The following is a 20,780-nucleotide window of genomic DNA, read 5'->3' on the forward strand; positions in this document are numbered from 1 at the left end:
CTGGCCCTCGTTCATCAGCGCTGCCCGGTGCTGTGCTGCGCTGCGCTGCTGGCCAGCCACTGGTCGAAGGTCTGTTTGCCGCGAGGGCCGGGGCCGGTGGGCAGCAGGCCGCCTCCGGCCATGGCTCGACCGGTCGCTCCCGGAAGGCGGACGGGCAGGACAACGCGGTGACGTCCGCGGGCGCGTAGCAGGCGGCGGGCCATGTCCGGCATGTGCAGTTGTTGTGGGCCGGCGATCTCCGGTGCCCGGCCGGACGGGTCCGCCAGGGCGAGGTCGACGAGACAGTGAGCGACCTCGTGGGCCGCGATCGGCTGGCTGAGCATCTGGGGCACCACGGCGACCGGTCCGGGAATGGTGGCGAGCATCTGCGCGGCCAATTCATGGAACTGGGTCGAGCGGAGCACCGTCGCGGGTACCGCACCGTCCAGGACGAGCTTCTCCTGAAGCCGTTTGCCGGCGTAGTAACCCCAGTTCACCCGGTCGGCACCGACAACCGACAGCGCGACGTGGTGTCGCACCCCGACGCGCTGGCCTGCGGCGAGCAGGTTGCCGGTCGCCGCGCCAAAGAAGTTCTCTGATGTCTTCCGGTTGACCGTCGACGTGTTGCTGACGTCGATGACGACCGGCACGCCGGTCAACGCCTCGTCCAGCCCGGACCCGCGGACCAGGTCCACGCCCGTGGAGCGGGCGAGGATGACCGGCTCATGGCCGGTGGCCCGGACGGCGTCGACGACGAGTCGTCCGACCCAGCCGGTTCCGCCAGCTACCGCGATACGCACTGGACGACCTCTCGATCTGCGGTCGTCGTGACGCCGCAGTGGTGCGCCGCCCGGACCGGGCGCCGGGGTGACAGGGGGATGAACGGCTGTGATGCCACTGTTGGTTGTACCTCTCCGAGACTTCTGGGCCGGGAACGGGCCACGCAAATAGCCCTAAAGGGTGGAGCCCTCGCGTGGGCTCTCGTGCTTGCTGGCGGCGTAGACACCGCGGGAGAGGGTCATGACCGCCAGAAGGAGCGCGAAGACCGCCGTACCTGCGGCGAATTGGAACGCGACGACCCCGCCATGCGAGACGCGGGCCTGAAACGGATTCGGTGCCGCCGCAGCTCGCGCTCCCACACGGAACTCCGCCGTGCCGGTTACCGGGTGTCCGTCGGTGAAGGTTACGTGCCACCTGATCTCGTACCCGCCGTCGGGCATTCCCGCTCTCACCCGGTGCCGCAGCGTCGCTCCATGGACAACCGGCGGACCGTCTGCCCAATCCGTGCCGGTGCGGTCGATGACCGCCACGGTGCTGTCGGACGTGATCTGGGCGGCGAACACCACCTCGACCTGCGCCGGGGCCGTCGCGAGCGCGGCGCCGGCGGCCGGCGTGATCGAGTGCGTCGCACCGTGCGCGGACGCGGGAGCGGCCGTGACCGCCAGCGGCAGACCGGCAGCGAGCGCGACCGTGACGATCAATCCGACGGTACGACGAGCGCGAGGCGTCCGAGCGGCGTCCGCTGCACCGGTCACGCGCGCCGTGACTCTTCTCCTCATGGCGAGTTCCCATCCGCCGCGACCGACCGCGGCATCCACGAAGTGGACCGAGCGGCCCTGCGATTCGTGACAGCACAGCCATCCCCTTGGCCATCTGTCACGAATCGGAGGCCTGCTCGGTCCGTACCTGGTGGCACGCGCCCACCACCGGTGGGCTCCCGGTGTGCCCCTAGCCACGTCGGCTGGCGCGTCGAGGACGACGCCCCGGGCCGAGCCCGGACAGCAAGGAGCGACAGTCATGACCATCTTCATCCGCATCGCACTGGCGATCCTGTTTCTCGACACCTTCGTGGTCGGGGCCTGGAACGCGATCTGGCCGGCCAGTTTCTACGCGAACTTCCCGACGGTGGACCTCACGCCGCCGTTCAGCGAGCACTACGCGCGCGACTTCGGCACGGCATCACTGGCGATCGCCCTGCTGCTGGGCATCGCGGCGGTCAAGCCCAGGGCCCACTTCGTCGTCCCTGCCGCGGCTGCCTACTCGGTCTTCGCGCTGCCCCACTTCTTCTACCACCTCAGGAACTTGGAGGGGGCGACCGTCGGTGAGGCGATCCTTCTCACCACGGCAAACGCAGCCGTGGCGCTCGTCGGCCTGGTGGTCATCCTGCTGACGGTGCTGCGTGACCGCTCGGCGGCCCGGCGCGGATCCGCCTCGGCCCGGGCCGCCACCTGAACCTTTCGTGTCCACCAACGGGAGAATCGATGGCAGAGTCGGGTCGGTCTGCTCGACTCATCGTCGCCTTCGAAACCGCTGCAGATCAGGGACAGAAGCGACGAGGCTGGCGGTCATGGTGGAGCGAGCGAAAGACGGCACACTGGGCGACGCGTTGGAGGTGTTCGGCGCGGTCCGTCCACGGCTCTTCGGCATCGCCTACCGGATGCTCGGAAGTGTCGCGGAGGCCGAGGACGTCGTGCAGGAAGCCTGGCTGCGGTGGCAACAGACCGACCGCAGCCAGGTACAGGACCCGATCGGGTTCCTGGTCACGACGACGTCTCGGCTCGCCCTGAACACCGCGACATCGGCTCGCGCCCGCCGCGAGCTGTATCCCGGGCCGTGGCTACCAGAACCCGTCGACACCTCCGCCGACCCGACACTGCGGGCCGAGCGCACCGAGTCACTCGAACTCGCCGTACTGCTCCTGTTGGAACGGCTCACGCCGGCCGAGCGGGCCGTGTACGTGCTGCGGGAGGCGTTCGACTACCCGTTCCGGCGCATCGGCGAGGTGCTCGACGTCAGCGAGGCGTACGCACGGCAGCTCGGCCGACGCGCCCGCACGCACCTGGCCCGGCAGCGGCGTGATCCGATCGCCCGCGCCGACCACGGTCGCCTGCTGCACGCCTTCCTCGCCGCCGCCCGAACCGGTGACCTGACGCGGCTGGAGGAACTGCTGGCCGAGACAGCCACCTCGTACGCCGACGGCGGTGGCGTCGTCCGCGCCGCCCAGGCGCCCGTCGTGGGACGGGACAACGTCGCACGCTACATCCTGGGGCTGGTGGGGAAGTTCGGCCAGGACCTCGCACTGGAGATCGTCGAGTCCAACGGCCAGGCCGCGATCCTCGTCTCGCGGCCCGGAACAACGGTCGCGTTGGTCACCATCGACGCCTCACCCGCCGGAATCGAACGGGTGCTGATCATCCTCAACCCGCAGAAACTGAGCCGGTTCCAGCGGTGACCGTCGGCCCCGGTGACACCGCCGCCCGGCGACGCGTGGTCCGGCGACGCCACGTGCGCCGAGGTCGACGGGTCTGGCGCGTGAGTCGTCGCCGAACCAGCCAGCGCTGCTGGCACAGGTGAGATCGTTACCGAGTGACGAAGTCGCTTGACCTGCACCTGGAGCTCGACCGGGATGCGGGTTTCCCGGGTCGTTCCCTGGAGAGCGCGTTGCGCGAGAGCATTCGGGCCGGCCGACTGCGAGCCGGGTCCCGCCTACCCGGAAGCCGGAGCCTGGCCAGCGACCTGGGCCTCGCCCGGGGCACGGTGGTGCAGGCGTACGCGCAGCTGGTTGCCGAAGGGTGGCTGGTGACGGCCCCCGGCTCGGGCACCCGGGTCGCGGAGGTGCTGCATGATCCGCCCGGCTCGCGCCGGCAGCCGCGACCGTCGACGGCGGCCGGGACGATGATCGAGCTACGGCCGGGGATTCCCGATCTCGGCTCGTTTCCCCGCACGGCCTGGGCGGGCAGTGTCCGCCGGGCGCTGGCGACGGCCTCGCGTGGCACGCTGGACTACCCCGAGCCGACGGGGCTGCCCGTGTTGCGGGCGGCGGTGGCCGGCTATCTCGCGCGTACCCGTGGTGTGCGCTGTGACCCGGACGCGGTCGTCATCACGGCGGGCTTCACCCAGGGCCTCTCCCTGGTGGCGCGGACGCTGTACCGGCGCGGCGCGCGCGCCATCGCCACCGAGAACCCTGGTCTGGCCCACCACCGCACCGTGCTGCACGCTGCGGGCCTGACGGTCACCCCGCTCACCGTGGGCGCGGACGGGGCCGACCCGGACGACGTGACCGGTCACGCCGCACTGCTCACACCGGCACACCAGCATCCGACCGGGGTGGTCCTCAGCCCGGGGCACCGCTACCGGTTCATCGCCTGGGCGCGGAAGCACGACGCGTTCCTGATCGAGGACGACTACGACGGCGAGTTCCGCTACGACCAGCGGCCGGTGGGCGCGATGCAGGCGCTGGCGCCGGAGCGGGTCGTCTATGCCGGCAGCACGAGCAAGTCGCTGGCGCCGGGCGTACGCCTGGGCTGGTTCGTCGTTCCCGAGTCACTACGTCGCGACCTGACGTCGACCATCCTGGAGGCCGGCGCCGCGGTGTCCGCGATCGACCAGCTCGCCATGGCCGACCTGCTCGCACACGGTGACTACGACCGGCACGTCCGCCGTATGCGGTTGACCTACCGACGCCGCCGCATCGAGTTGGCGGACCGCCTGGCCGAGGTGACCCCCACACCGCTCGAGGGCATCGCGGCCGGCATGCACGCGCTGCTGCCGCTGGCCTCGGTGGCGGAGGAACGCTGGCTGATCCGGGCCGGGCGCCGCCAGGGGCTGCACCTGATCGGCCTGCACGGCAACGGCTACTGGCAGGACCCGGCGGATGAGCGGCAGGTGGCGGCCCTGGTCCTCGGCTACGCGGCACCGCCGGATCACGCCTGGCAGGCGGCGCTGTCCGGGCTCGGCGAACTGGTCCATCAGACCGGGCGTCAACTGGTCCATCCGGTTGATCCGGTCGGGGATACGTTCGATCCATGCAGACCATGAAGATCGGAAACAACGAGATCGTGCTGCTGGGCACGGCCATGCCTCCGGAGCTACCGGAAGGCTCGCACGTGATGACGGCGACGATCGAACTACCGCCGGGCGATCCGGGTACGCCGCCGCACCGGCACTCCGGCCCCGTCTTCGGCTATCTGCTCGAAGGCGAGATGGTCTTCGAGCTGGAGGGCGAGCCGGAACGGGTCATCAGGGCCGGCGAGGCGTTCTGGGAGCCGGGCGGTGACGTCATCCACTACCGGTCCGCCAACAACCTGCCCGATCGGGTGACCAAATTCCTGGTCGTCATGGTGTGCGCACCCGACCAGGAAATGCTGGTGTTGATCAGCCCGGAGGAGCTCGAACAGCGTAAGGACCGCCGCGCGCCGCGGCCGAACTGACGGAGGAGCACAGCAATGCGTATCGTTCTCGCCGGTTCGACCGGCGTCATCGGCCGACGGCTCCAGCCGCTCCTGACCGCCCAGGGGCACGAGGTCATCGGGCTGGCCCGCAACGGCCCGGTCGCCGTGGACGTACTCGACCGGGACGCGGTGGCGTCCGCCGTCCGCGACGCCCGCCCGGACGTGGTGATGCACCAACTGACCAGCCTGAGCACCGGCGACTTCGCCGCCAATTCGCAGCTGCGTCGGGTCGGGACCCGCAACCTGGTCGACGCGGCGCTCGCTGCCGGGGTACGCCGGATCGTGGCACAGAGCATCGCCTGGGCGTACGAGCCGGGTGCCGAGCCCGCCGCCGAGAAGACCCCGCTCGACCTCCGCGCACCAGAGCCGCGGCAGACCAGTGTGGCCGGTGCCGCCGCGCTCGAGTCCGCCGTTCAGGAGGCGCCCGAGTGGGTCGTGCTTCGGTACGGCACCCTCTACGGCCCGGGCACCTGGTACGCCCGCGACGGCCTGATGGCCCAGCTCGCCGCCGCTGGCAAGGTCCCCGCCGACGCGGACGTGAGCAGCCTGCTGCATGTCGACGACGCGGTCGCCGCCGCGGTCGCGGCCCTGGAGTGGCCCACCGGCACCGTCAACGTCTGCGACGACGAACCCGCCGCGGCCTCGGAGTGGGTGCCCGCGTTCTGTACGGCGGCCGGGGTCCCAGCTCCCCCGGTGACCGCTGGCGAGCGGCATGGCTGGGCACGGGGAGCAAGCAACCACCACGCCCGCACGCACCTCGGCTGGACCCCGGCTCACCCCTCCTGGCGAGAGGGATTCGCCACCCTGTGAGCCGTCCGCCCACCGTCGGCGGGAGGATCCGGGTCGGCGCGACGCGGCCCTGAGCCCGCCGGCTTGCGAAGGCGCTCGACCAACGCGTGTGCCGCCTCGGCGTACCGCTGGTCCGATCCATGGGGCCGGTGGCCCTGGATGGGTGGCGGGACGCTGTCGCCGGGTGGAGCCACCACATCGGCGGGGTCCCGAAGCCGGCGGTCCACAGTGGCTCCCGGGCCGTCGGCGGCGACCGGCGCGACTGTCCGGTGAGCGGAGAAGGTCCAGCCGCCGATCGGGTCGGTGTCGCGCCACAGGTTCACCCACCGCCAATCGACTCGTGCGCCGACCTCCTGCAACACCTCGTCGTCCACGTAGGCCGGGAACAGTCGCGCGTAGAGTCGGCGAAGTGGTGACGCGTGGGTGAGTAGGGCGACCCGGCTGCTGACCTGGGGCGGTAACTGGAGCACGGTCGCCGCGGCCAGGACCGCACCGTGGCTGTGCGCGGAGAGCAGCACCGCGTTGCCGCGTCCGACCAGGTAGGTGATTCGTCGGGTCAGCTCCGGCACCGCCCGTTCGGCGTAGCAGGGTGGCGCGAACGGGTGGGCGGCCCGGGGCCAGAACGTACCCAGGTCCCACAGGACACCGACGTGGCGCCGAAATTCGGCTGTCCGATAGGCGAAGATCCCGCCGAGGGTCAGGCCGAGGATGATCGCGGCGATCCCCCAGCTGCCGAACGCGATGGAGAAGGTGATCAGGTCGCCCGGCAGCCGTGCGTACCGCTGCACCGATTCGCTCGGGAGCAACTCCAGCAGACCGAGGGTGGTGGTGGCCGTACCGATCCCGGCCAGGCAGGCGTACACCACGGCCAGTGGGATCAGTCTTTCCGTGAAGCGGGCCCTGGCTATCGCCCTCTGCACCTGCCGCAGTCGGGTCGCCGCTCCGGGCGGGCGATGCGGGTAGTCGCAGGCCACGATCGCCGCCGCGGCACGGAGGCGACGGCGTCGGGAGATGAGGACGACCGGAACCGCGATCACCAGCGTGAACAGCACTGTCCGGAGGAAGCCGAAGATCGCCCAGGTGAACGCCGGCGGCAGGCCGGAGGCCAGGCCCTCCCCGGTCGGCGCGTCGCGGTCCAGGAAATCCGCCACCCGGTAGACCAGCTCGGCGGACACCGCCACCGCCAGACTGACCGCGCTGGCCGCGATCACCAGCGCACCCAGCCCGAACAGCGGGGTGGCGTCCCGCCGCCGGTCCCGGCGCCACAGCAGCACCGCCGCGAGGGCGGTCAGCAGTGCCGTCTGGGATACGAACAGCGAGGTGAGGATGGGGCCGTAGCCGGGTAGGACGCCTCCCCGCTGCCATGGCCCCGCGCTGGCCAGGACGTGGACCGTCACCACGATGGTCAGGGCGACGGCGACCGTCCGCACCGTGCGGGTGATCCGGTCCAGTCGCTGATCGGAGGCGGCCCGGTCGATCAGCGGGGGTAGGCACAGCATGACGATGCAGGTGGCCAGCACCGCGCCGGTGGCCACGGCCAGCGCGATCGTAGCGGCCGAGGCGCCGCTTGCGGCTCGGGCGGCCAGCAGAACGACGTCGAGTGTCGCGAACGCCGCCGCGACGTGAATCGAGCGCAGTCGACCCACCAGTGGCCCGGCGTCCCACTGACCGATTCCGCTGAGTCGATGCTCGGACACCTCGTCCGCGGGAGCGCGGAACGCGTCGAAGACCTTCTTCGGTCGCGCACTGGCCCGCCACAGCAGGCCGATGGCGGCGGCCGGAACCACCGCGAGTACCGCCAGCCGCAGGCCCACCGGTTGCCCACCCAACCAGGACAACCAGATGCGCCCGGCCAGGCAGCGTGACGAGCCCATGCACTTCCACGCGATCAGGTCCAGCGTGACGCCGGCGACGGCAAGCACGTAGAGCGCCGTGAGAGTGAGCGCCAGCAAGCGGCACAGGGATCTGACCGTGGCGTCGGAGCCGGAGTTCGCCGGGCGCATCCAGATCGCCAGGTTGGCCAGCATGAACGGCAGGAGGAACACCAGCGACAGCGTTCGGACCACGGTCCCGGAGGGCAGGTCGGCCCAGCGGTACGCCTCCAACGTCACCCGGTCGGCCCTGTCGCACGAACAGTCGCGGCGGGGACGGTAGAAGCCCCCACTGCGGTCACCCGCGACCTGCTCCACCTGCGGCACGTCCAAGACCTGGTCGGCGCTCGCACTGGCGGCCCCGTGCACCCGCAGCTCCACCACGTCATCGGACACACCCGCACCGCTCGACCACGCTGATGCACCCGACATCGGCCCCCCGGAGCGCTTCCGTGGCCAAACCGGGTGCACCCGTTCGGGAACGCCGCCCTCGCCACTCGCGGCGGGATACCCCGTCGGGCCGGCAGCAATCCAGGTGATTTGTCGGGTGTCGGTCATCGGGCGCCCTTGAAGGGTCACCGCACGGTTCGCACGCGGTTTCCCTGTGGCCAGTCCGAATTCACCGCGTCTCTCTACCTTGCCATCGGATCACTACCGCGGGGTACGTGGTCCTTCGGTCCGACGAAATGAGGATTGATGGCAGTAAGCAAGCGGGTGGGCCTGGGCGCTGCGGTGGCCGCGCTGATCCTGACGCTGCCGGGCGCCGCGTCCGCAGCCGAGCGGAGCACGTGGGACCGGGCTGAGTTGACCAGGTTCGCCATGCTGCCGGCGGCGACCTTCGTTCCCGGCAGCGAACCGTCCGGCGCGTCACTCGGCACTGCCCCGATCAACGGCATCACCCCGCCGTTCGCGGACCAACCGGTCCAGGGGTTCAGTGGGGTCCTCCGCAACAGCGACGGCACCTACGACGTGTTGTCCGACAACGGGTTCGGAAACAAGGCCAACAGTGCCGACTTCCTGCTGCGTGTCCAGCGGGTCGCGCCCAGCTTCACCGGCGGCGCCGTCGACGTCGTCGGCGGTATCAACCTGACCGACCCGTACGGCAAGGTTCCGTTCGCTCTGACCCGCGCCGACCGCGTGCTCACCGGCGCCGATTTCGACGTCGAGTCGATCACTCGGACGGCCGACGGCACGTACTGGATCGGTGACGAGTTCGGTCCGTACCTGCTGCACTTCGACCGGGCGGGCCGGCTCCTGCAGGCACCGGTGCCACTGCCCGGGGTGTTCGCTCCGGAGAACCCGACCCGCGGTACGACCCCGGCCAACCTCTCCAGCAGCAAGGGCTTCGAGGGCATGGCCCAGTCGCCGGACGGGGGCACGCTCTATCCCCTGCTCGAGGGCACGGTCGCGGGCGACCCGGCGGGCACACTGCGGCTCAACGAGTTCGACGTGAGGACCAACAGCTACACCGGTCGGCGCTGGACCTACGCGCTCGACGCTGCCGACCACGCGATCGGCGACGCGATCATGGTCGACCGCGACCGCTTCCTGATCATCGAGCGGGACAACGGTCAGGGCGAGACGGCGAAGGTGAAGAGGATCTACCTGGCCGACAAGCGCGACCGGAACCGGGACGGGCGCCTCGACAAGACGCTGGTCGCCGACCTGATGAACATCGCCAACCCCCGGCACGTCGGCGGGTTCGGCAGCACCTTCACGTTCCCGTTCCAGACCATCGAGGACGTGGTGATCCTCGACGACCGCACGATCGCCGTCCTCAACGACAACAACTTCCCGTCCTCCTCGGGCCGCACGACCGGCCAGGCGGACAACAACGAGTTCATCGTGCTCAAGCTGGACCGCGGGCTGGATGCCGACAAGCGCGTCCTGCGTCGCTACTGACCCGGGCACCAGGGGTGGGTGGCCTGATCCGCCGCCCACCCCGTACCGGGCAGCCGGCGCGGGCGCCCTATCCCTGCGAGAGATCGTCGCTCCCCGTGACGGCACGCAGTTCCTTGAGCACGTACGTGGCGGCCTTCTCTACGACGCGGACGCCCTCTTCCTGGCTCACGTGATGGTCGGACAGCACGGCGATCAGCCAGTCATGACGGGCCTCGACGATCCGTCCGATGCTGTTGACCAACCAGCGGCCACCGTCGACATCCACGGTGTCCCAGCCGTTCTTGACGGAGGCGGAACGACTGCCCGTCTCCCGTGCGGCGGTCACGCCCCATCGTTGCTCGGGGATGACCCTGTTCATGAGGCCCATGATGAGGTCACGGTCCTGCGGCGTCAGCGGTCCGGTCGGCGACGTCAACGCAGTCAGCAGACGGAGTTGGTCGGCAACAGTGGTCGTGGTGAGTCCCCACCGTGAGTTGGGCCTGGTCTCACGCAGACCGAGTGCGCGGTTCGCGGCGGTGAGGCCGCGCGAGCCCTCGATTCTCTGCCACAGGGCCACCGCCGCATCGTTGTCACTGGACGTGATCATGGCCTCGGCCAACCGCCGGGTGTCAGAACTCAGAGCCTTGCCCGGTGGTTTCTGGCGCAGCAGAAGGGCCGCGAGAATGTTGACCTTGACGATGCTGGCCGTCTCGAACCGTCTGGCGCCGACGGTCACCGCAGCCGTTCCTCGTCGATCCAGTGCCGCGACCGCGAGATGGCCCCCATACCGCTCCACGTACGCACTGATGCGCGTTCTGGCCCGCTCAAGTCGGTCGATGGCCGGCGTCGTGGGGATCGGATCGGCATGGGAAGGGCCGGGCGATGGGCCGGCTCCGTCGCCGTGGTGACCGTGCGTGGCACCGAAGGCGGCCGTCGCGATGCCGGCGAGAGACGTGGTGACCGCGGAGACGACCCAGCGGCGTGACAGCTGTCGAGCTTTCCGCTCAGCCAAGGCGCGCCACCGCCCTCGCCGCGATCGAGTCCACCGCGACCTGGCTGCCCGGGTCGGGCAGGCTGACCGTCGAGACCGTCTCGCCCCGTCTCAGCATCACGAAGTACGTGACGGTATCCGGAATGTCGGCATGCGCGATGCGACCCCGGACCAGCATGCCGAGACCCTCGAAGTAACGTGGATCGACGACGTCGAACGAGACCTGCGATCCGAGAACCCGGTAGCTCGCGCACCGCAGCAGGACGCGACGGACGTCATCGAGATTCCGCTCGGCCCACCCAGGTTCGTACGTCTCCACGACGTGGTGGGCCGCCGAGCCGTCAGCCAGCCGGTAGTAGCGCTGTACGGCAGCCCGCCGATGCGACTTGGCCGGATAGTCGCCGCTCCGATAGTGGGGGCAGGTGTCCTGCTCCCACGGCCACGGCGGCGAACCGGTTCGGGCAGCGTCCGCACGCCAGTCCGAACCCAGATCGCCCGCCCCCAGCAGCATGCTCGAGTCGTCCCGTTGCGGGTTTGCGGTGCGTCGCTCATCGGGGCCGACGCCGGGCTCTGACTGATGACACCCTGCGACCATGACCACCAGTGCCGACAGGACCGCCGGCACGACGACAACCGCACCTCGGCCTCTGCCGCGAATCCGGCGTCGGCACGCCCTGCTGCTCGATACGGACACCCTGGACCTCCCCCAACACAGACAGTTGCCACCGCGGGTCGCGCTCCGGCGACGATGCGTGGTGGCAGGTTCCTCTCACCGCCGCACGACGGGCACGGAGGTTGCCGGCCTGCGACCCGGCAGTGCGGGATCGCGGCACCCCGGCCGCAGCCGGAACCGGTCAATGGCGTTCCTCGGCGAACAGCTCGGAGCGGGTCTCACCGAGCAGCTCGCGCAGGCGGTTGAGGGAGCGCATGCTCTGGCTCTTGACGACCGCGGTGGAGACGCCCACAACCTCGGCGGTCGCCTCCACGCTCAGGTCGTCCCAGTAGCGCAGGACGATGATCGCCCGATCCCGTATTGGCAGGGTGGCGACCGCGTCCAGCAACGTCATGCGCAGCTCGGCCGGATGTTCCTCGCCCCGATCCGGCGGCGCCGACATCGCCAACTCGCGGCTGGAGCGACGCCGCTGCTGGTCGATCATGCAGCGCAGAAGTATCTTGCGGGCGTACGCGTGGGGGTCGTCGGCCCGGTGGACCCGCCTCCAGTTGGCGTACACCTTGGCCAGCGTCGTCTGGGTGAGATCCTGGGCGAGATGCCAGTCGCGGCACATCAGGAACGCGGCGTCGCGCAGGCGGCCGGCGGCGGCCTGCGCGAACTCCACGAAGTCTTCGTCAGCCATTCGACCGAGCCAGCGTCGGGAACCTCTTGGCACCGTTGATGACCAACTCGGCCGGCAGTTCCGTCCCCCAGATCGGGTTGCCGACGATCTCGGTCGCCTCTTTCACGGAGAGGACGGGCCGCGCCGGCGAGGTCCCCTTGCCGTCCCAGGTCAGACAGGTGGAGATTGTCAGATCGACCTTGAGGCGACCACGGTGGTGCACGGTGACAATCTTGTTCTGCACGCAGTTGTCGGGTGCTTCGGTCAGCTCCACCGTCCCCGGGGGCGGGTCGCCGCCGAGATTGTCCCGGTGGATGGCGAGCCGCAGCATTCCCGGTCCGTCGCCTCGGTCCAGGTAGAGCTGGACGTACGGCATGCCGGGCCTCGCCCCGCTGCTCTGCAGAATCGCATAACCGCTGGCCTCTCCCTTGGGTAGAAGCCGGGTCAGCAGCTCCAGAGCGCCCTGCGGTGTGGTGGTCAGCAGCTCACCGCCCGGGCCCGCCCCGATCCTCAAGGTGTCGATCACCGTGGTCGAGGACACCGGCGGCAGCGACCGACGGGGATACCCTCGCTGCTCCTCGTTGGTGCTCTCCTCGAACCCGCTCGGCCCGCCGTCCGGGGACTCGGCCGGAGACGACGTGGCGGTGTCGACCGGCCCGCCCGGCGAACCTACGGTCGGCCCGCCGGGCTGACCGGCGTCCTCCGCACCGCCGCCGAGCGGCCCGGCGGTCAGGCCGATCACGAGCAGGATCACCAACGCCGATCCGCTGGCGCCGAACTGCGTCAGGCGGCGCTGGCGCCGCAGTCGACGGCCCTGGGCCATCGACTCCTGGATCAGATCACCCAGCGGCGGGGCGGGATGTTGGGCCAGGTCGTCCCGGAAACGTCCCTGAACATCACCCATGTTCCGTGCCCTCCTCGGCCGACCGCCCGCGGTGGCGATCCGTCACCTGACCTGACGGGTTGGCCAGCCGATTTGGTTACCGCCTTCCGGGCACGAATTCTCAGCCACCGTCCGTGCACCGGCAGCCCTCTTGCCATCATCCGCGCCCACCTCGACGCCGGTCCCCGGGGCTTGCGGCGCTCGCTGCCGAACCATGGGCACCAGGTCAGGTGATGGTGACGGTGGTGCTGTGCCAGCCGGTCGCGCCGTCGGGGAAGGGCGCCGCCCGTTGGTCGGTCTGGGTGGCACCGGTGGCGTCGGTGGCACGTACGCGCAGGGTGTGGCTGCCGGGGGTGGCGTCCCAGCGGTAGGTCCACTGCCGCCACAGGTCTGGTGACGGGCCGTCGGCGAGGCGGGTCTGTCGCCACGGCCCGTCGTCGATCTGCACCTCGACGGCAGTGATCCCGCGACGTTGCGCCCAGGCGACGCCGGCGATCATCACGGGTCCGGCGCGCCGTTGGGCGAAGGGTTTCGGGGTGTCGATGCGGGATGCGGTCTTGACGGGTGCTTCGGCGGCCCACCCGCGTTGCACCCAGTAGGGATCGAACGCGTCGAAGGTGGTCACCTTCATGGAGGTGAGCCATTTGCAGGCGCCGACGTAGCCGTAGAGGCCGGGGACGAGCATGCGGACGGGGAAGCCGTGTTCCAGGGGCAGGGGTTCGCCGTTCATGGCCACGGCCAGGAGCGCGTCGCGGCCGTCGAGGATCGCCTCGAGCGGGGTGCCGATGGTCATGCCCTCCACGGCACGGCTGACGAGCTGGTTCTGCCCGGCGTGGATGCCCGCCTCGCGGAGCAGCGGTGCCAGGGGGATCCCGGCCCAGCGGGCGGTGCCGATGTAGGGACCGCCGACCTCGTTGGAAACACAGTTGAGGGTGATGTGACGCTCCACGAGGCCGCGGGCGAGGAGGTCGTCGAATGTCCAGGTGCGGGGCCGGTCGACCGCTCCGTCCAGGGTCAGCCGCCAGGTTGCCACGTCGACCTGCGGGACGGTCAGGGCGGTGTCGACCCGGTAGAAGTCCCGGTTGGGGGTGAGAAATGCCGAGACCCCGTCTACGCCAGCGGAGACGCCACCGGGTAGCGGTGGCACGGGTTGCGCTGGCTGCGGTAGGCGAACGCTGGTGCGGGAACGGGCGCCCACCGCGCTGCGGCGACCGAGAGCCTGGCCGATGGTTGCCGTGGCGCCGGCGGTGAGCGCTGTCCCCGCCGCCGTCGCCAGAAACTGGCGGCGGTTGAGCAGCCGTGGCCGACCCCGACCAGCGACCACGACCGTCCGAGCGGCAGGCACCAACACCAGCATCGCGGCCATCCCGATTCCCACGCCCGCCAGCACCGGGAGGACGTCCACCGGCGTCGCGGTCGGGCGGGACAGGACGGCGGCAACACCGAGGGAGGCGAACGCGGCGAGGCCGGCCAGACCGTAGCGGCGTCGTCGTAGCGCCGCCGCGCCGAGCAGGACCGCGGCCAGTGCCAGCAGGGCGTAGACGCCGGTGAGGAGGGCGATCTTGTCGTTGGCGCCGAAGGTACGGATGGCGAACGCCTTGACCGGTTGCGGTGCCAGATCGATCGCGGTGCTGCCGACCGCCAGCACCGGATCGGCCGCCGGATTGACAAGAGCCGCGACGAGGTGCGCCACGCCGAGGGCAACCCCGGCGCTCAGCACACCGACGACCAGGCCGCGGGCAGCGGCGGTCCTGCGGGAGGGCCCCGGCCGGCGGATCGCCGGCCGGGGTTCGATGTCGGTGGACACCATCAGCTCTTGGGCATCAGAACGGTGTCAACGATGTACACGGTGGCGTTGGCCGTCGAGACGTTCCCGCAGACCACCATCGAGGTGCCGTTGACGGTGAACGAGGTCCCACTACCGGCCACCGTGACGTCCTCGCCCTGCATCGTCTTGTGGGTCCCGACCAGGGTGTCCGGGGACAACTGGGTCGACACCACGTGGTAGGTCAGGATCTTCTGCAGCGTGGCGTCGTCGGCCAGGACCTTGTCCAGGTCGGCCTTCGGAATCTTGGCGAACGCGTCGTTGGTCGGCGCGAACACCGTCACGCCCTGCGCGCCGTTGAGCGAATCCACCAGGTTGGCCTTCTTCACCGCCGTCACCAGCGTCGACAACAGCGGGTTGCCGGACGCGGCGGTGGCCACCGGCACCTTCGCCATCGCCTCGAAACTTCCCGGGTTGGCCGCATCCGTCGGCACCGCCGCACATCCTGAGCCGAACTGACCCGACATCATCGTCGACGGCGACGTCGATGCCATCGGCGCGCTGGCCGACGTGCTCGGCGTGGCGCTCGCACCGCTGGCGGTGCCCTCGGTGTCGGTGCCGCCACAGGCGGACGACGCCAGCACGGCGATGACGCCGACCGTGGCAAACAGGTGCCGCTTCATACGAGCTCCTCAAATCTTGTACTCCGTGTTGCTGACACGAGGCATTCGAGCCCGACAGGCACATGGATGGGTACAAGATCGGAGAGTCTTGTGAGGCAGCCAATCGACGCCGGGTGAGAAGACGTTGCTCCTCGGAGCAGGCTCAGGTCGGCGGCGACTGGTACGCGCACCTCTGGCCGCGTGGTCGCCTGCCACGGAGTTGGCCCGCCGCACCGAACCCTCGGATGTTTCTCCTGCTCAGGGCACTCTTCAGCCGAACGGGCCCAACATCACTCATTGCCACTCGGAAGGTCTAAGCGAGCTGCTTTCATGTTGTTGGGACCGATCGGAGCCTTTCGGTCCATCCGCGTCAGAGAGGTGCTCGCCATGAAGTATCCGCTCAACAGGAACCTGCTGGTCGCTGGTCTGTCCGTGGCCCTCGGGGCCGGCGCGTTCGCCACCCCGGCGTTCGCCGACGGCGGGTCGGGCAACGACGGACGGCACGACCGCGACAACTCGTGCCACTCCTACGCCGGCTACGACAAGAGCCGCCACTCCTCGAGGGACGACAACGGCGACGACCGGTCGAAGTACGACAGGAAAGGAGGGCGCGAGGGTCTCAAGGCTGTCGGTTTGACCGACGACCAGAAGCTGATCAAGTTCGACGTCGACAAGCCGTGGGACGCCTGCACCATCGGGCGGGTGCGGCTGGAGGACGACGAGAAGCTCGTCGGCATCGACTACCGGGTGCAGAACGACCGGCTCTACGGCGTCGGCGACGAGGGCGGCATCTATCTGATCTCCACCCGTGACGCGAAGGCCACCGAGGTCAGCCAGCTCAGCGTCGCACTCAAGGGCGACTACTTCGGCGTCGACTTCAACCCCGCCGCCGACCGGCTGCGCGTCATCAGCGACCAGGGCCAGAACCTGCGCCACAACCTCAACGACGACGTCACCGTCGAGGACGGCAACCTCACCTACCCGCCGTCCACGGACGTCGCCAAGGGAGTGACCGGCGCGGCGTACACCAACAACGACCTCGATGCCGACACCGCCACCACCCTGTTCGACATCGACACCAACCTCGACCAGGTCGCGGTGCAGTCCCCGGCCAACTCCGGACAACTGGCCGCCACCGGCAAGCTCGGCGTCGACGCCGGAGACTGGGCCGGCTTCGACATCTACAGCAGCATCCGCGACGACAAGGCCGTCTACAACAAGGGCTACGCCGTCCTGCAGGTCAACCACCACAGCAACCTCTACCAGATCGACATGCTGACCGGGAACGCCGACAAGCAGGGCACCTTCGGCGACCACACCGTCGTCGACCTCGCGCTGCCGCTCGAGCAGCACTGATCCTCGGGCAGAGCGCACACAGACAGCGGCAGGCAGGCGGGGACCTATCCCGCCTGCCTGCCGCTGCGCCCACAGCCGTGTGCGCCTGACATCGCCTCGCCGCACTCGTGACCAAATAGTTCAGTACGCTGTTTATTCAGCCGATGATGTACCGTGCGCTCGTGGAGACTCTGACGCACGGACAGGTCCTGGCCCGCTTCGGTCACGCCCTGTCCGACCCGGTCCGCGCCCGGCTCCTGCTCGCTCTGCGCGAGGGGCCCGGCTACCCGGCCGACCTCGCCGACCTGCTGGGCACGAGCCGGCAGAACCTGTCCAACCACCTGGCGTGCCTGCGCGGCTGCGGCCTCGTCGTCGCGGTGCCGGAGGGCCGGCGTAGCCGCTACGAACTGGCTGATGCCCGCCTCGCGCACGCCCTCGGGGACCTGCTCGGCCTGGCCCTGGCCGTCGACCCGGCCGCCTGCCCGGCCGCCGAGGCCGAGGGGTGCTGCTGATGAACGCGCCGCTTCCGCTGACATCGGTTGGCCCGTCAGCGGCCCGTCGCTCGGTCCTGATCCGGCGGGTACGCCTGTTCGTCGCCGCGACGATCACCTACAACGTGATCGAGGCGGTCGTTGCCATCAGCGCCGGGAGGATGGCCTCCTCGACCGCGCTGATCGGGTTCGGGCTCGACTCCGTCATCGAGGTGGCCTCCGCCGCCGCCGTCGCCTGGCAGTTCTCCGGCACCGACCACGAACGCCGCGAGCGCGCCGCGCTGCGGGTCATCGCGCTGTCGTTCTTCGCTCTGGCCGCGTACGTGTCCGTCGAGTCGGTGCGCGCGCTCGTCGGCGCGGACCGCGCGGAGCACTCCACGATCGGTCTGGGTCTGGCCGCGGTGTCCCTGGCGGTGATGCCGGTCCTGTCGGCCGCGCAACGCCGCGCGGGACGCGAACTCGGGTCGGCGTCGGCCGTCGCAGACTCCAAGCAGACTCTGCTGTGCACGTACCTCTCGGCGGTGCTGCTGGTCGGGCTCGCGGTCAACTCGCTGTTCGGCTGGTGGTGGGCCGACCCCGCCGCCGCGTTGGTCATCGCCGCGGTCGCGGTGATGGAAGGCCGCGAAGCCTGGCGGGGCGACACCTGCTGCGCCCCCGGTGCCGCCCTGCGCTCCCCCGACGCAGGCGGCGACACCAGCGAATGCACCGACGGGTGCTGCACCACCGACAACCGCTGAGGGGTCCTACGGGCGCGGGAGCATCCTTCGACTCACCGCACCTTCCCTGCGGAAAGCCGGAAGCAGCGGACACGCTAGACCAGCGTGATCCAGTAATCCCAGAAGCGGTTCAGGATCGCGATCAGGATGACCGCGTACCAGGCGGTGAGGATGAGGCTGTGGTAGCTGACAGCAGCGGCGGTGACCCGCCGCACCGGCCCGGGAAGCACGGCCTCGTGCTCGCGCAGGGTGCGCAGGGTGACGTAGAGGAAGATCGGGATGGTGACGGCCCAGACCAGCATGCAGTACGGGCACAGCGCGCCGATGACGTAGAGGCTCTGATAGATCAACCAGTGCACGAAGACCACGCCGAACGCCGCGCCGGCCTGTAGCCCCAGCCAGAACCAGCCGGGCAGGCGCACCCCGGCCAGCAGGACGACGCCGATCGTGGTGACCACGGCGAACCCCGCGACGCCGATCAGGGGATTGGGAATCCCGAACGCCTCGGCCTGGGGTGTGGTCATGACCGAGCCGCAGGACAGGATGGGGTTGATGCTGCAGCTCGGCACGTAGTCGGGATCGGCGAGCAGGTTGATTTTCTCGACGAGGAGAACCGCGGCGGCGACCAACCCGACAACCCCACCGACGGCGCAGATCCAGGCGGTGATCCGGGCCGGCAACCCCTGCTCGGGTGAGGTCGGGTCGGCGGCCGGTTCGACGGTGGTGACGCTCATCCGGCCAGCGCGGCGTCGATGGCGGCGACAAGGTCGTCCTGGCCGCGCAGGTCGGTCAGTCGCCGGCCGTTGAGGAAGAACGTCGGGGTGCCCTGCACACCGGCCGCCACGCCGTCGGCCTTGTCCTTGGCGACCCGGGTGGCGGTGGCGGGGTCGTCGAGGTCGCGCTGGAAGCGCGGCAGGTCCAGGCCGAGGGCGCGGGCGTAGCCGAGGAACAGCTCCGTCTGTGGCTGCTCCTGGTGACCCCAGCGGGTCTGGTTCTCGAACAGCTGGACGTACATGTCGGGGAAACGGCCCTGGTTGGCGGCGGCCTGAGCGGCCCGGGCGGCCAGATCCGCGTTCGGGTGGCTCGGGATCGGGAAATACCTGACCACGACGGTGATGCGGTCCTGATAGGTGGCCAGGATCTGCTTGACCGCCGGGTACGCCGCGGCACAGGACTCGCACTCGAAGTCGAGGAACTCGACCAGAGTCACCTTGCCGTCCGCTGCGGTGGACAGTCGGTGGCTGTCCTCGCGCACCAGCACCGTCGACTCGATCGCGCCCGTGTCGGTGGTAGCGGCGGGCGGGTGGTCGGGACGGTTGACGGCCAGCAGGCCGCCGACCACGAGCACCACCACTGCGATCAACGCCAAGGTCAGGCGCGTGTTCCTCGTCATTGTGCCGTCCCTCGTCCGCCGCGTGAACATCGTGATCAGCCCGCCCCCGCACCGGCGGCGCAGTCCCATCCGGACGATACAGAGACGGCTGTACCGACTTGCTGTCAGTTTCCTGAGACTGGCGCACGAGCAGTCCCTGGCCGGGACTCAGGCGGGGTCGCGTCGGTGCTGGCGTGTTCGGCTCAGCACGCCGACAAGCATGAGCAGGGCAACGGCCTGGGCAAGCACCACGGCGACGATCAGGCTCGGCACCGACCGGTCGTAGAGCAGCCCCGCCCCGGCACCACCCGCCAGGGCTCCGACACCCTGCACAGCGGCGAAGATGCCGTACGCGGTGGCCCGCCGCTCCCGTGGCACGAGATCGGCGACCATGGCCTTGACGGTGGAGTCCTGCAGCCCGACAGCAGCGCCCCAGATCACGACCCCGCACACCGCCGCCGACAGGCCGCCACCAAACGCCAGCGGCGGTACGACGGCAACCATGGCGGGCAGCGCCACCAGAACCCACGGACCGACCCGGTCGTAGAGCACCCCGGTCACCAGTGCGGCGAGCGCACCGGCGGCCATCGCCGCCGCGTACATCAGCGGCACCGCCGCGGTCGCGACCACGTCCTCGCGTACCAGATGGAACCCGATCAGCCCGAAGGTCACTAGACCCGCGGTGCACACCGCCATCGCCGCGGCGAACCAGTGGAACCTGCCCGGCAGCGGTTGCCGGCCGGCCTTCGCCGCGGCCCCTGACCGTGTGCTGGTGTCCTGCTCTGCCGGAGCGGTCCGGGCCCGTACCCGAAGCGTGGTCAGCAGGAGCATCGCCACCACGGCCGGCACGGTCAGCACCGCCAGCCCCGGCCAGAGTGCCCCGGCTGTCGTCGCCACGACCGCAGCGACCAGCAGCGGACCGGCGAACGCGCCGATCTGGTCGAGGGCCTTGTGCACGCCCAGCCCGCGGCCCATTCCGACCCGGCCTGCGGCGTCCGCGAGCAGAGCCGACTTGGCCGGACTGCGGATGGCCTTACCGAGCCGCTCGGCGAGAATCAGCACCGCGGCGACCGCCAGGCCGGCACCGCCCAGAATCGGAGTCACCGCCAGCAGCGGTACGCAGACCGCGGTCAGCCCGTACCCCACGATCGTCAAGGTCCAGTACCGGCGGGTCCGGTCCGCCAGTGGCCCGGACACCAGACGCAGCAGCAACGCCGCCGCCTCCCCAGCGCCCGTGACCAGGCCGACGACGACAGCCGACGCGCCCAACGAGGCCAGCAGCGGCCCGTAGATGGAGCGGGCACCCTCGTACACCATGTCCGCGGCCAGGCTCACCACACCGAACCCGACAACCAGCCGCCATGCCTGACCAGTGCTCGCCGCCACCGGGGTTCGACCGGCGGCGGGAGTCACCTGCCCCGCGTCGGCAGCATCGTCGACACGATCCACTCCAGCAGACATGCCGCAGATTATCCGCACC

At 70.2% G+C, this 20,780-nt stretch carries 21 protein-coding genes; 9 read left to right on the forward strand and 12 right to left on the reverse strand.

The window, feature by feature from the left end:
• Nucleotides 1-14: 14 nt before the first annotated feature.
• Nucleotides 15-779 carry an SDR family oxidoreductase gene (locus LADH09A_RS06095; protein WP_238643799.1) on the reverse strand — a complete coding sequence of 255 codons (765 nt, stop codon included), beginning with the start codon at nucleotides 777-779 and terminating at the stop codon, nucleotides 15-17.
• A 153-nt stretch (nucleotides 780-932) separates the two neighbouring features.
• Nucleotides 933-1,460: a copper resistance CopC family protein gene (locus LADH09A_RS06100; protein WP_238643801.1), complete on the reverse strand. Its 528-nt coding sequence runs from the start codon at nucleotides 1,458-1,460 to the stop codon at nucleotides 933-935.
• Nucleotides 1,461-1,776: 316 nt separating this feature from the next.
• On the opposite strand from LADH09A_RS06100, the gene LADH09A_RS06105 reads away from it, so the two are divergent.
• The 5 genes from LADH09A_RS06105 to LADH09A_RS06125 all read left to right on the forward strand — a co-directional run bounded on the left by LADH09A_RS06105 (nucleotide 1,777) and on the right by LADH09A_RS06125 (nucleotide 6,020).
• Nucleotides 1,777-2,211 carry a hypothetical protein gene (locus LADH09A_RS06105; protein WP_238643803.1) on the forward strand — a complete coding sequence of 145 codons (435 nt, stop codon included), beginning with the start codon at nucleotides 1,777-1,779 and terminating at the stop codon, nucleotides 2,209-2,211.
• A gap of 115 nt (nucleotides 2,212-2,326) precedes the next feature.
• Nucleotides 2,327-3,211, forward strand: a complete 885-nt coding sequence (locus LADH09A_RS06110; protein ID WP_238643805.1) for an RNA polymerase sigma-70 factor — start codon at nucleotides 2,327-2,329, stop codon at nucleotides 3,209-3,211.
• A gap of 134 nt (nucleotides 3,212-3,345) precedes the next feature.
• On the forward strand, nucleotides 3,346-4,797 hold the full coding sequence (pdxR, locus tag LADH09A_RS06115; protein WP_238643807.1) for a MocR-like pyridoxine biosynthesis transcription factor PdxR: 1,452 nt from the start codon (nucleotides 3,346-3,348) through the stop codon (nucleotides 4,795-4,797).
• Nucleotides 4,785-5,189 (forward strand): cupin domain-containing protein, encoded by a 405-nt coding sequence (locus LADH09A_RS06120; RefSeq protein ID WP_238643808.1) that lies wholly within the window; start codon nucleotides 4,785-4,787, stop codon nucleotides 5,187-5,189. Before pdxR ends, LADH09A_RS06120 begins: the two co-directional genes overlap by 13 nt.
• Nucleotides 5,190-5,204: 15 nt before the next feature.
• Complete coding sequence (locus tag LADH09A_RS06125; protein ID WP_238643810.1) at nucleotides 5,205-6,020, forward strand: NAD-dependent epimerase/dehydratase family protein; 816 nt, start codon at nucleotides 5,205-5,207, stop codon at nucleotides 6,018-6,020.
• Here LADH09A_RS06125 and LADH09A_RS06130 read toward each other — a convergent pair.
• Nucleotides 5,984-8,266, reverse strand: coding sequence for a hypothetical protein (locus LADH09A_RS06130; protein ID WP_238643812.1), 2,283 nt, complete (start codon nucleotides 8,264-8,266; stop codon nucleotides 5,984-5,986). The two genes, LADH09A_RS06125 and LADH09A_RS06130, sit on opposite strands and share 37 nt — an antisense overlap.
• 300 nt (nucleotides 8,267-8,566) lie before the next feature.
• Between LADH09A_RS06130 and LADH09A_RS06135 the strand changes: the two genes are divergently transcribed.
• Nucleotides 8,567-9,772, forward strand: a complete 1,206-nt coding sequence (locus LADH09A_RS06135) for an esterase-like activity of phytase family protein (protein ID WP_238643814.1) — start codon at nucleotides 8,567-8,569, stop codon at nucleotides 9,770-9,772.
• A gap of 67 nt (nucleotides 9,773-9,839) precedes the next feature.
• Here LADH09A_RS06135 and LADH09A_RS06140 read toward each other — a convergent pair whose 3' ends face one another.
• The 6 genes from LADH09A_RS06140 to LADH09A_RS06165 form a co-directional block, all read right to left on the reverse strand.
• Nucleotides 9,840-10,763: a serine hydrolase gene (locus LADH09A_RS06140; protein WP_238643815.1), complete on the reverse strand. Its 924-nt coding sequence runs from the start codon at nucleotides 10,761-10,763 to the stop codon at nucleotides 9,840-9,842.
• Nucleotides 10,756-11,367 carry a hypothetical protein gene (locus tag LADH09A_RS06145; protein WP_238643816.1) on the reverse strand — a complete coding sequence of 204 codons (612 nt, stop codon included), beginning with the start codon at nucleotides 11,365-11,367 and terminating at the stop codon, nucleotides 10,756-10,758. Before LADH09A_RS06145 ends, LADH09A_RS06140 begins: the two co-directional genes overlap by 8 nt.
• 229 nt (nucleotides 11,368-11,596) lie before the next feature.
• Nucleotides 11,597-12,097, reverse strand: coding sequence for a SigE family RNA polymerase sigma factor (locus LADH09A_RS06150; protein ID WP_238643817.1), 501 nt, complete (start codon nucleotides 12,095-12,097; stop codon nucleotides 11,597-11,599).
• Nucleotides 12,090-12,980, reverse strand: a complete 891-nt coding sequence (locus tag LADH09A_RS06155; protein ID WP_238643818.1) for a hypothetical protein — start codon at nucleotides 12,978-12,980, stop codon at nucleotides 12,090-12,092. The genes LADH09A_RS06150 and LADH09A_RS06155 overlap by 8 nt, the downstream gene beginning before the upstream one ends.
• Nucleotides 12,981-13,185: 205 nt before the next feature.
• The gene (locus tag LADH09A_RS06160; RefSeq protein WP_372492234.1) at nucleotides 13,186-14,766 is read right to left on the reverse strand and encodes a molybdopterin-dependent oxidoreductase; all 1,581 of its coding nucleotides are present in this window, start codon (nucleotides 14,764-14,766) and stop codon (nucleotides 13,186-13,188) included.
• Between the two features lie 2 nt (nucleotides 14,767-14,768).
• Nucleotides 14,769-15,407: a fasciclin domain-containing protein gene (locus LADH09A_RS06165; RefSeq protein ID WP_238643819.1), complete on the reverse strand. Its 639-nt coding sequence runs from the start codon at nucleotides 15,405-15,407 to the stop codon at nucleotides 14,769-14,771.
• 366 nt (nucleotides 15,408-15,773) lie between these two features.
• Here LADH09A_RS06165 and LADH09A_RS06170 point away from each other — a divergent pair, with 366 nt between their 5' ends.
• The 3 genes from LADH09A_RS06170 (at nucleotide 15,774) to LADH09A_RS06180 (ending at nucleotide 17,949) form a co-directional block, all read left to right on the forward strand.
• Nucleotides 15,774-16,742, forward strand: a complete 969-nt coding sequence (locus tag LADH09A_RS06170; RefSeq protein ID WP_238643820.1) for a DUF4394 domain-containing protein — start codon at nucleotides 15,774-15,776, stop codon at nucleotides 16,740-16,742.
• A gap of 146 nt (nucleotides 16,743-16,888) precedes the next feature.
• Complete coding sequence (locus tag LADH09A_RS06175; RefSeq protein ID WP_238643978.1) at nucleotides 16,889-17,233, forward strand: ArsR/SmtB family transcription factor; 345 nt, start codon at nucleotides 16,889-16,891, stop codon at nucleotides 17,231-17,233.
• Nucleotides 17,233-17,949, forward strand: a complete 717-nt coding sequence (locus LADH09A_RS06180) for a cation efflux transmembrane domain-containing protein (protein ID WP_238643822.1) — start codon at nucleotides 17,233-17,235, stop codon at nucleotides 17,947-17,949. The genes LADH09A_RS06175 and LADH09A_RS06180 overlap by 1 nt, the downstream gene beginning before the upstream one ends.
• Nucleotides 17,950-18,023: 74 nt before the next feature.
• Here the strand turns inward: LADH09A_RS06180 and LADH09A_RS06185 are convergent, their stop codons facing one another.
• The 3 genes from LADH09A_RS06185 to LADH09A_RS06195 form a co-directional block, all read right to left on the reverse strand.
• Nucleotides 18,024-18,662, reverse strand: coding sequence for a vitamin K epoxide reductase family protein (locus tag LADH09A_RS06185; protein ID WP_238643824.1), 639 nt, complete (start codon nucleotides 18,660-18,662; stop codon nucleotides 18,024-18,026).
• The gene (locus tag LADH09A_RS06190) at nucleotides 18,659-19,321 is read right to left on the reverse strand and encodes a DsbA family protein (RefSeq protein ID WP_238643827.1); all 663 of its coding nucleotides are present in this window, start codon (nucleotides 19,319-19,321) and stop codon (nucleotides 18,659-18,661) included. The genes LADH09A_RS06185 and LADH09A_RS06190 overlap by 4 nt, the downstream gene beginning before the upstream one ends.
• Before the next feature lie 147 nt (nucleotides 19,322-19,468).
• Nucleotides 19,469-20,761: an MFS transporter gene (locus tag LADH09A_RS06195; protein ID WP_238643829.1), complete on the reverse strand. Its 1,293-nt coding sequence runs from the start codon at nucleotides 20,759-20,761 to the stop codon at nucleotides 19,469-19,471.
• Nucleotides 20,762-20,780 lie beyond the last annotated feature (19 nt).

Source organism: Micromonospora cabrerizensis (genome assembly GCF_022230955.1).
Taxonomy (GTDB): domain Bacteria; phylum Actinomycetota; class Actinomycetes; order Mycobacteriales; family Micromonosporaceae; genus Micromonospora; species Micromonospora cabrerizensis.